This window comes from Pseudomonas sp. PS01303 (assembly GCF_029959385.1).
Taxonomy (GTDB): domain Bacteria; phylum Pseudomonadota; class Gammaproteobacteria; order Pseudomonadales; family Pseudomonadaceae; genus Aquipseudomonas; species Aquipseudomonas rustica.
The window spans coordinates 1-218 of the sequence record NZ_JASCPK010000369.1 but is presented as its reverse complement, the minus strand read 5'-3'; the positions used below and the strand labels follow the sequence as shown (position 1 = coordinate 218).

Here is a 218-nt window from a genome sequence, read left to right as displayed (position 1 = left end):
GGGTCTGGGCAGATTCGAACTGCCGACCTCACCCTTATCAGGGGTGCGCTCTAACCAACTGAGCTACAGACCCAATTTCGGGCTGCTTCTTTCGTCTTCTTCAATGAATCAAGCAATTCGTGTGGGAACTTATGGAGCAGCTGATGTCGTCGATTAAGGAGGTGATCCAGCCGCAGGTTCCCCTACGGCTACCTTGTTACGACTTCACCCCAGTCATG

1 tRNA gene and 1 rRNA gene are annotated in these 218 nt (G+C 52.8%); both read right to left on the bottom strand.

Annotated elements, in window-relative coordinates:
- Positions 1–73 (bottom strand) — tRNA-Ile (locus QMX93_RS31000).
- Between the two features lie 81 nt (positions 74–154).
- Positions 155–218 (bottom strand): 16S ribosomal RNA (locus tag QMX93_RS30995); the annotation flags it as partial.